Origin of the sequence: Abyssibacter sp., assembly GCF_964229365.1 — a bacterium.
Lineage (GTDB): Bacteria > Pseudomonadota > Gammaproteobacteria > Nevskiales > OUC007 > Abyssibacter.
The window spans coordinates 69,999-80,976 of record NZ_CAXRDQ010000006.1 but is presented as its reverse complement, the minus strand read 5'-3'; the positions used below and the strand labels follow the sequence as shown (position 1 = coordinate 80,976).

The window sequence follows — 10,978 nt, the reverse complement described above, 5'->3', positions numbered from 1 at the left end:
GTTTTTCGACCGCCATCTGGCCGGCGGCGAAGCGCCGGTGGCGGCCCGCACAACCCAGCCTGTCGCCTACCGACGCGAGGACATCGTTCGGCAGCCCATGCAGGTGGCCGATATGCGTCCTGCCAGCCCGATTCTGCCTGCTGCAAACCAGGCTGATCGCTACTCGGTAACCGGGATTCCGCCGATGCCGGCGGCGCGTGCTGGCGAATGTTATGCGCTGGTCCGCAAACCGGCGCAGTACCGCACCGTGCGCCAGCAGGTCGAAACATCACCGGGCTATGAAAGGCTGGTCACGCAGCCTGCACAGGTCGTGACCGAATCTCGGCCGGTTGTCGTGCGTGAAGCCTACGAAGAGATGCGGTCGGTTCCGGCACAGTTCCGCGACGTGACCGAGCGCGTGCTGGTTCGGCCGGCGCGGACGGTCTGGAAGCGTGGCCGCGGGCCTGTCGAACGCATCGACCACGCGACCGGCGAGATCATGTGTCTGGTCGAAGAGCCGGCGCAGTACAAGACGGTCACTCGTCGGGTGATGGTCCAGCCAGCCGAAGTCCAGCGAGTGCATGTGCCCGCCGAGGTCCGCAACGTGCCCGTGCAGCGGGTGGTGCAGCCCGCTCAGGCTCAGCGCGTGAACGTACCGGCACAGTTCGGGACGGTGGAAACGGAAGAACTGGTGGAGCAAGCCCGGCTGGAATGGCGCCCGGTTTTGTGCGAGACCAATATGACCCGCGACGCGATCCGGCGTCTGCAACAGGCGCTCAGCGCACGTGGGTTTGATCCGGGCGCGGTCGACGGTGTGCTCGGTCGTCGGACGATGGAGGCGGTGAATGCCTACCAGCGCTCCAATGGCCTGCCGGTGGACCGCTACCTGAACATGGAGACGGTGCGCTCGCTGGGCGTTGTCTAAGCCAGGGCGCGCAGGTTTTTGCCGGGTGCGTGACGCGGCGCCGGCTAGTCGGTGTTGATGTACGCGTCGCGAATCGATTCGACCCGCGAACGGTTGGTCCCCAGGTCTGAATATCCCAGCCGGGAACAGGAACGAACGTGAATCACGTTTTCGTTCGGGGCCGGTGCAAACTCCACATCGTCAACGAAACCGAGTAGCGACGTCGTGAACTCGGCGTGCAGATAACCCGGCTGCTCGGTGATTAGTTCGGCTTCGGGCCATTCCAGTAGCAAATCCACCAACCGTTGCATGCTGGCCTGCACCGAACCGCGCATGGGCAGCGGCGCGATGGCATGACGCCGCGAGGTTGCCTGCGACGACACGCATTTCGGCGCACGTGGGCAAGGGGCCAGCTGCCCATCATCAACGCCCAGGGATTTCGGGCGGGGGCCGGCTAGCTTAAGCAGCGGCATATCAGCAGTCTCCGCGCCTCGACCGTGGCCCTGGCCTGGACCGCGGTCCGGTGGCGGAACAGCCAGTCGCTTCGTTGCCGTCGCCATCGGCGAGGTACCAGCGGTCCGGTTGCCGTGTCGACAGCCGCAGTTCGGCAGATCTTGGGTCGTACTGGGTTTCGTAGGTTTGCGCCAGATCGCCGGGTACGGCGTAGCCTCGGTCGACGGAGGCAGCCGGCACGGGCAGCCGCAGCGCCTGCAAGTCGCCCACCGCAAGCTGCGGTTGCCCGCCCGCTCCGATGCGCGCTATCACCACGCCGCGCGGTTGTCCGTCCACGGCAATCATGACTTCTTCCTGTGACGATCTTGATGCCGTCGACGCGGCTGGCATCGGTGCATTCAGGGCATCCGGCCACGGCAAGCTGTGCTGCGGTGTTGGCGGCTGAGCGTAGGCCGATGCAGCCGGGGTCAGCGGCTGTGCGGGCGGCAGCGCCGGTAGCAGCGCCGGGCTTGTCGGCAGCGGGCGGGTTTCAAAGCCGGGAGTCGAATCGACGATGGGCGCCACCGCGGGCCGGCTCTGCGAGCGGCTAATGCCCGGCGTACGGTGCAGCGCCGGGTCGATGCCCGTCTGCATACGCAACTGCCCGCTCGCCACCCGGGCCTGCACGGCGGGTCGCAGGTCAGCCAGCGGATAGAAATAGCCGGTCTGCGGGACGTCATCGCCTGGTCCGAAACCCAGGCCGGCCAGACGGGCACCGTCGCCGGAGATCAAGGTCTTGCCGTCGGCGGTCACGATGACCTCGGCTTGGCCGCGCACCGAACCGTTCATGACGATGTCGAGCACGTCGTCTACCCGGTTGCCGAAGCTGCTCGGTGGTTGGACCGGTTCGGCACGTTTCTCCCGCACCTGCTGATCCAGCGGTTCATTCAGAATGAGATAACGCCATTCCGCGTGCGCGGTCGAGGTCACGATCGCGGCCGCCCCCAGAGCCCAGACGATTTGTTTCATGTATATCAAGCGCTTCCAGCAATGGCCGGCAGTGTAGCAGCCGGCTGGTGTCGATGTTGTGCACAATGAACAGGCAGGTGCCTGACTTCGCACACTTGGAACTCCGATGGGAATTGTTCGTTTCTTCCGCCCCGGCGCGCATGTTCGGGCTCTACCGCTATTGGCCGCAGGCCTGTTGCTGATGACCGCCTGCGAGCGTTTCGACGCCGGCGCGGACACGCCCAGCCCGGCCCTGGTCACAGCGCTCCAGCGCGGGGTGAACCTGTCTCACTGGTGGACGGGACCGGCCCCCAACCCGGTGATTCGTTCACGCCACGCGCTGGAGGCGGCTGATCTGGCCGGGATCCGCGAGGCAGGGTTCACTCATGTGCGCCTGCCCGTGGACCCGGTTCGGGTGTTCGAGGCCGAGCGGCCTGGCGTGTTGCGCGGCTCCGAAATCGCGCGACTGAAGCGGGACATCGCTGCGGTGATGGACGCCGGCCTTGCGATCATCGTGGTCATGCAGATGGATTCGGAGGCCAAGAAGCGTCTGTTTGCCAGCGGCGGCGCGGTGGATGTATTCGCCTCGCAATGGGCGCAGCTCGCGCGCGGCTTGTCGGATGTTCCGGAAGACCGGCTGGCGCTGGAAGTGCTCAACGAGCCGGAAACCGAGAACCCCTGGGCCTGGGGTCGGTTGCAACGCGGATTGGTGGAAACGATTCGTGAGGCGGCGCCCGATCACAGCATTATCGTCACCGGCGCGCATTTTTCCGATCCCACCGATCTGACCATGCTGGCGCCGCTGCCCGATGGCAACGTCATCTACGGGTTTCACTTCTACACTCCGCACAACTTCACTCATCAGGGCGCTAGCTGGGGCTGGGACATGTGGCGGCGCATGCGTGATCTGCCGTTTCCGAGTTCGCCGGACGCGGTGAAAGCGGCGGCAGCCAAAGCGGATGCCGGTGCCCGTTCGCATGTCGAGCATTACGGTCAACAACGCTGGGACACCGGCAAGCTGCGAACGCGGATTCAGATGGTCAAGCAGTGGGCCGGGCGCCACGGGGTGACAGCGCAATGCACCGAATTCGGCGTGATCGAATTGGCATCGCCGGCCGACCGGGAGCGCTGGCTCGGGGATAGCCGGCGGTTGATCGAAGAGGCGGGGTTCGGCTGGACCGTCTGGGATTATGCGGGGGAGTTTTCTATCACCCGAACCCAAGCCGGCGCTCAGGTGTTCGACCCGTCCATGCTGGACGCGCTGGGTCTCTGATACGCGCATTTCGCGACCAATCCGGCCCAACCGGTTCTGTGGGTGGTGGTGCGACCGTGCCTCAGCGGCCCGCCATCACGGCCTGAAACAAAACTGTTAAACGTTCGTCACCCGCGAGTCACAGAGCGTCCTTAGCGTCCGACCAGATCGCATCGCGCCGCCGCGCGCTGCGCCATGGTTTCAGGGAGACGAACACTGTGATGGATGCACTTTCGATGCGCGGTTTGCGCGCGCTGCCTTTCGCGTTGCTTCTGGTTCTTGCGGCTTGTGGAGACCCCACAACCATCACCATTGACGAGGATGCCGAGACTCCGATGACCGGAGTCAGCCAGCCCGTCAACGCCGCGAACGGCGGCACCGTGACGATTCCGACGGGCCAGCCCGGCGCCGGTGCATCCATCGATCTCGACGAGAACGCGCTGCCCGCCAACGCGACGGTGACGCTGGACGTCGCCACCCGCGCAGCCCCCGCAGGGACGGCTGGCCCGATCATCGATATCGGCCCGGACGGCACGCAGTTCCAACGCCCGGTGCGCATCACCGTGCCCTACGACGCATCGTCGTTACCAGCGGGCACCGACGAGTCTTCCCTGGTTATCGCCAAGTTGCTGGGCGACGGCACGTTGCAGGCCTTGACCGACATCCGTGTGAACGCGGCGAGCGATACGGTCAGCGGCCTGACTTCGTCACTGTCGGATTTTGTCGCCGCGCTGCCCACGGCGCCGACACTGGTCAACCTCGCCGACTTCACGTTGCAGCTACTGCATGCGGCGGACATGGAGGCCGGCGGTCCGGCGGTTGAGGATGCGCCGCGATTCTCCGCCGTGCTCAGCGAACTGCGTGGTGAAATGCCGGAGCACAGCATCACGCTGTCGTCGGGCGATGTGATCATTCCGGGGCCGTTCTTCTCGGCGTCGGACTCCGAACAGTTTGCAACCGCACAGAACCTGCCGAACTCCGGTCAGGGCGGGCGGGCGGACATGCTGATCATGAACGCCATGGGCTTCCAGGCCTCGGCTCTGGGTAACCACGAGTTCGACCTGGGGCCGGCCGTGCTGGCCGGCGTGATCGCTGAGAACAGCGTGGAGGCGCAGACCTACCCGGGTGCAGCCTTCCCGTACCTCTCCGCCAACCTGGACTTTGCGGCTGACGCGGATCTCGGTCCCCTGGTCGCCGACGACGCCTTGGCGCCGCAGGCGAATAGCATTGCGGGCAGTGTGGTCATAACCGTCGACGGCGAGCAGATCGGTGTTGTCGGTGCGACGACGCCGACGCTGGGCACCATCTCCAGCCCCGGCGGCGACGTCGTCATCAGTCCGATGGATTTCGACGCGACCAACTCGGACAGCCTGGATGATCTGGCCGACAGCATTCAGCCTGCCGTCGACGCCCTGACCGGCGCCGGCATCGACAAGGTGATTCTGCTGGCGCACATGCAGCAGATCGCCATCGAAGAGGCGCTGGCCTCGCGGCTGTCCGGCGTGGACATCATCGTCGCCGGTGGCTCCAACACGATTCTTGCGGACGCGAACGACCGTCTGCGCGCCGGCGACACTGCGGCCGGCACCTATCCCAAGCTGTTCACCTCGGGCTCCGGCGAGCCGGTGGCCGTGGTCAACACGGACGGCAACTACCGTTACGTGGGACGCCTGGTCGTCGGTTTCGACGCCAATGGTGCGTTGATGCTGGACACCATCGATCCGGTGTTCTCCGGTGCCTACGCCACCGACGCGCAGGGTGTGGCCGATCTTGGGGATCCCGCGCCGATCGCGGAAGTGGCGGCGATTGCCCAAGACGTATCGGATGTGCTCATCGCACGCGAATCCGCGATCTTCGGCAACACGGCGGTGTATCTGAACGGGGTGCGTGGATCGGTTCGCACCGAGGAAACCAACCTCGGGAACCTGACGGCCGATGCGAACCTGGCGGCTGCGCAGGCGGTGGATGCCAGCGCCACGATCTCCATCAAGAACGGCGGCGGCATTCGCGATGACATCGGTGATGTGACGCAACCGCCGGGCACCAATGATCCGGCCGACGCGGTCCGCACGCCTCCGGCGGCGATTCCAGCCGCCGGCAAGGCCGAGGGCGACATCAGCCAGTTCGACATTCAGAACGCGCTGCGCTTCAACAACGGGTTGAGCCTGGTCACGGTGACCGCGGCAGAACTCAAGGACATCCTGGAATACGCAATCGGCTTCGATGACGTCGGCACCGTGACCCAGGGCCGCTTCCCGCAGGTCGGCGGCATCCAGTTCAGCGTCGATCCGGCAGCGGCCGGCCGTGACATCGCGGGCGCGGGGCAGGGCATGCGCATCCAGTCGTTGGTGGTGCTGGATGCCGATGGGGCCGGCGCAGGGACGGCCGGTGACGTCGTGGTCAAGAACGGCGAGCTGGTCGGCGACCCCGATCGCAGCTTCCGTCTGGTGACGCTGGACTTTCTTGCCGGCGGTGGCGACGGCTATCCCTTCGACAGCCTGTCGGCTCCCGATCGCCTGGACATCACCCAGCCCGGCGAAGAGGTGCCCACGGGTCCGGCAGTGTTCGCGCCCGACAACAGCGAGCAGGACGCGCTGGCCGAATACCTGCTGGCGACCTATCCGGATGCGAGCAATGCCTTCGGTACCGCCGATGTCGAGCCAGCGGCCGATACGCGCATCCAGTACGTTTCAGCGCGCACGGACAGCGTGCTGGACGGTGACAGCGACGGTGATGGCGTGAGCGATGCCGACGACGGCTTCCCCAACGACCCGACCCAATCCGAAGCCACCGACACCGACGGTGACGGCGAGCCCGATGTCAGCGACACCGACGACGATGGCGACGGCGTGGCGGATGTGGACGATGCCTATCCGCTGATCGCAGGTGCCAGCTTCCAGCTGCAGTTGCTGCACGCGGCGGATTTCGAGGCCGGCGGTCCGGCCATCGACGACGCGCCCCGCTTCTCGGCGGTGCTGTCGGCGCTGGAAGACGATTACGCCAATACGCTGAAACTGCTGTCGGGCGACAACTATATTCCCGGCCCGTTCTACTCGGCATCGAACGCCTCGGACTTCGCTGCGGCATTGGGTCTGCCAGACTCCGGGCAGGGTGGCCGGGCCGATATCCTGATCGCCAACGCCATGGGTTTTCAGGCCTCGGCCTTCGGCAACCACGAGTTCGATCTGGGCACCGGCGAAGTCGCCGGACTGGTCGCGATGAACTCGGATGACGGCAACAGCTATCCGGGCGCGGCCTTTCCCTACCTGTCGACCAACCTCGACTTTGCGCCGGACGCCAACCTGGCCGGTCTGGTCGTCGCCGATGGCTCGGCCCCGCAGGCGAACAGCATCGCCGGCAGCGTCGTGATCACGATAGGCGGTGAGCAGATCGGTGTTGTCGGTGCGACGACGCCGACGCTGGGCACGATCTCCTCGCCCGGCGATGTTGGCATCGCGCCGATGGATTTCAACGCGGCCAACAGCGACGACCTTGATGCGCTGGCCGCCGAGATCCAGCCGACGGTGACTGCCCTGACCGATGCCGGCATCAACAAGGTGATCCTGCTGGCGCACATGCAGCAGATCGCCATCGAGCAGGCCCTGGCCACGCGGCTGGACGGCGTCGACATCATCGTCGCCGGTGGTTCCAACACGCTGCTTGCCGACAGCAACGATGCCCTGCGCGCGGGCGATACCGCCGTGGATGACTACCCGCTGCAATACAGCTCGGCCTCCAGCGAGCCAGTGCTGGTCGTGAACACCGACGGCAATTACCGCTATGTCGGTCAGCTCGTCGCCGGTTTCAGCGCCGATGGCGTGCTGTCTCTCGACACCCTGGACGACGCGGTCAACGGTGCCTATGCCACCGATGACGCCGGTGTAGTTGCCGTGGGCGGTCCCAGTCCGAACGCCGGCGTGCAGAGCATTGTCGATGCGGTGTCCGATGTGCTGATCGCCCGCGAGTCGAACATCTTCGGCAATACGTCGGTTTACCTGAACGGGGTTCGCGGCTCGGTGCGTACCGAAGAAACCAACCTGGGCAATCTGACGGCCGACGCCAACCTCGCCGCCGCGCAGGCGGTGGACGCGCGTGCGACGATCTCGATCAAGAACGGCGGTGGCATTCGCGACGATATCGGCGAGGTGACCCAGCCACCGGGCACGAACGATCCGGCTGATGCCCAGCGCACGCCGCCGGCTGCGATTCCGGCTGCAGGCAAGCAAGACGGTGATATCAGCGAGTTCGATATCAGTAATGCGCTGAGCTTCAACAACGGCCTGAGCCTGGTCACGGTCACCGCTGCTGAGCTGAAGGACATTCTCGAGTACGGCATCGGGTTCGCCGATGTCGGCACCGTGACCCAGGGCCGCTTTCCGCAGGTCGGCGGCATTCAGTTCAGCTTCGACCCTGCGGCCGAGGGTCGGGATACAGCCGGTGCGGGCAACGGGATGCGTCTGCAGTCGCTGATCGTTCTGGACGCCGATGGCGCCGGGCCGGAAACGGTCTCCGACGTGGTCGTCTCGGAGGGTGAACTGGTGGGCGATCCCAGCCGGACCTTCCGCATGGTGACGTTGGACTTTCTTGCTGGTGGTGGTGACGGCTACCCGTTCGACTCGCTAGGCGCGGCCGACCGGGTGGACATCACCGCAGGCGACGACGCTGCGACCACCGGCACCGCAACCTTCGCTCCGGACAACAGCGAGCAAGATGCGCTGGCCGAGTATCTTGCGGCGAATTTCCCCGATGCCAGCGCGGCGTTTTCGGATGCCGATGTCGAGGCGGCCGACGACCTGCGCATCCAGAATCTGGCGCAGCGCGACGACGCGGTTCTGGACGGCTTCACCGCCCGCGTGTTGATCAACGAGATCGACGCGGATGGCCCCGGTGACGAAACCGCCGAGTTCATCGAGCTGTTCGATGGCGGGCTGGGCAATACGCCGCTGGATGGCTTGGTCGTGGTGCTGTTCAACGGCAGCGACAATCTTTCGTATTGCGCCGGCAACTCACCGGAGCCCTGCGCCATCGATCTGGATGGCTTTGCGACTGACGAGAACGGATTCTTCGTCATCGGCGGGCCGGATACGCCCGGTGGCGCCGATATCGTCATCTCGCGCACGTTCTGGCTGCAGAACGGCGCCGATGCCGTGGCGCTTTATGCGGGGAATGGTGAGGACTTCCCGAATGACACCGCGGCCACGACCACGGGGTTGATCGACTCCGTGGTCTACGGAACCAATGATTCGGACGCCGCCGGGCTTCTGGCGGTGTTCTCCAGCGATGGTGTGCAGGCCAACGAGTCGTCGGACACGGCGTCCATCGCGCGCAGTCACGATGGCGCGGGCGGGGCCGGCAATGGCGGCGCCTTCGAAACCCGCGACAACCCGACGGCGGGTGAGTCCAACTCCACCCCGCCGCCGCCAGTGCCGCTGGTCGCCATCCCCGCCATTCAGGGTGCCGGCCATGCGTCTACGCTGGTCGGTGAGTCCGTGCGAACCCAGGGCATCGTGACGGGTGTCGATTTTGTCGGCTTTTATCTACAGGATCCGGATGGCGACGGCGATTCCGCGACGTCCGATGCGATCTTCGTCTTCGAGTTCGGCACCGATGCCGAGGTTGGCCAGGTGCTGGAGGTTGACGGCACGGTGAGCGAGTTCTATCCGGGCGGCGTCAGCACCGGAAACCTGTCGACCACGCAGATTTCGCTGTCGACCAAGGTGGAGATCGCCAACCCCTTCACCAATACCAGCGTCACGCCGACCACGGTTGGTCTGGCTGGTGGCAACGACCGCATCATTCCGTCGACCACCATCATTGATGACGACACGGTGGGCCGTGTGGATGAACCGTCGGAAACCACGTTTGATCCGGATGCCGATGGCCTGGACTTCTATGAGTCGCTCGAGGCCATGCAGATCGCCGTGACCAACCCGATGGCAATCTCCGGAACCAATCGCTTCGGCGAGATCTTCATCGTGCCCGACGCCGGGACGGGGGCGACAGGCATCAATGCCCGAGGTGGTCTGAGCCTGGACATCCTGCCCGGTGGCGTCGTGTCGCGCCTGGATCAGGGCGATGGGGGTGTGGACTACAACCCGGAGCGCATGCAGATTCAGATTGACGGGGATTTCTTCTCCGGCGACACGCCTTCGGTGAACGTGGGTGACCAGTTCGATGGCGTCGTGACCGGCGTGCTCGGCTATGACTTCGGCGAGTTCCAGATGGTGCCGACCACCCTGCCTGCGGTGATCTCGGCAAACCAGATGAGCGAGGTCACTGGCATCGGTTCTACCGGAAACCAGCTAACTGTCGCGACCTACAACGTGCTGAATCTGGACCCCGTGGTCGAGAACGTCGCCAACGTTGACGACATGGATGCCGGCGAGGTCGACGATGACGCGGGCGATGGCCGCTTTGGCGCCATCGCCAACCAGATCGTGACGGCGCTGGCAACGCCGGACATCGTGGGTTTGCAGGAAGTTCAGGACAACTCCGGCGCCGAGATCAACGATGGCGTCGTGTCTGCCAGCGACACGCTCGGCGCGCTGGTCCAGGCCATTGTCGACGCGGGCGGCCCGACCTACACCGCCATCGAAGTCGCTCCGGCGGTGGCCGAGACCAACGGCGGCCAGCCGGGCGGCAACATCCGACAGGCATTCCTCTACAACGCCGCGCGGGTCACGCTGGTGGCAGGCACCGCCGGTACCGGCAACGACTCCACCCTGCCGCAGAACGACGCTGGCGTGGTCGGTCTCAGCTTCAACCCGGGTCTGATCGAGCCCGGCAACACCGCGTTTGCCGGCGCTCGCAAACCGCTGGCAGCCGCCTTCGACTTTAACGGTCACCGCGTCGTCGTGGTGAACAACCATTTCTCATCGAAGGGGGGTGGTACGCCGATCAACGGCGCGATCCAGCCCTTTGTGAACGGTTCGGAGGATGAGCGTCGTGCGCAGACGGCCATCGTCAACCAGTTCGTCGATGACGCGCTGGCCATCGATGCGAACGCGAATGTCGTGGTGCTGGGCGACATGAACGAGTTCACCTTCGAGGAGCCGTTGCAGATACTTGCCGGTGCCGACGATTCATCCAACGTGCTGAGCGACCTGTTCGACGTGACCGGCCTGGATCAGCTGGAGCGCTACACCTTCATCTTCAACGGCAACAGCCAGGCGCTGGACCATATTTTTGTGACGGATGCCCTGGCCAGCGCGTCGCCGGTCGTCGACATTGTGCATACGAACATCGAGTTCGCGAACAGCCCGATGGCCGCATCGGATCACGATCCGATTCTGTCCAGTTTCGAACTGGCGCCATAAGCGGTCGCCGGGCAGGCTGAAGTCGCCTAGCCAAACCTCGGGAGTGGGGCGGTCGCAATCGGGGATGTTTGTGACCGGAGGGTGCGG

The 10,978-nt window shown here is 65.2% G+C and carries 5 protein-coding genes; 3 read left to right on the top strand and 2 right to left on the bottom strand.

Annotated elements, in window-relative coordinates:
• On the top strand, positions 1–904 hold a 904-nt coding region (locus ACE1EY_RS01235), incomplete at its 5' end, for a peptidoglycan-binding protein (protein ID WP_370299253.1).
• A 44-nt stretch (positions 905–948) separates the two neighbouring features.
• Here ACE1EY_RS01235 and ACE1EY_RS01230 read toward each other — a convergent pair.
• On the bottom strand, positions 949–1,356 hold the full coding sequence (locus ACE1EY_RS01230) for a DUF1499 domain-containing protein (protein ID WP_291513689.1): 408 nt from the start codon (positions 1,354–1,356) through the stop codon (positions 949–951).
• 1 nt (position 1,357) lies between these two features.
• Entirely contained in the window at positions 1,358–2,344 is a 987-nt protein-coding gene (locus tag ACE1EY_RS01225; RefSeq protein WP_291513690.1) for a hypothetical protein, read from the bottom strand.
• A 106-nt stretch (positions 2,345–2,450) separates the two neighbouring features.
• Between ACE1EY_RS01225 and ACE1EY_RS01220 the strand changes: the two genes are divergently transcribed.
• Both ACE1EY_RS01220 and ACE1EY_RS01215 read left to right on the top strand, forming a co-directional pair.
• Positions 2,451–3,596, top strand: coding sequence for a cellulase family glycosylhydrolase (locus ACE1EY_RS01220; RefSeq protein ID WP_291513691.1), 1,146 nt, complete (start codon positions 2,451–2,453; stop codon positions 3,594–3,596).
• 200 nt (positions 3,597–3,796) lie between these two features.
• The gene (locus tag ACE1EY_RS01215) at positions 3,797–10,891 is read left to right on the top strand and encodes a 5'-nucleotidase C-terminal domain-containing protein (RefSeq protein WP_370299256.1); all 7,095 of its coding nucleotides are present in this window, start codon (positions 3,797–3,799) and stop codon (positions 10,889–10,891) included.
• Positions 10,892–10,978 lie beyond the last annotated feature (87 nt).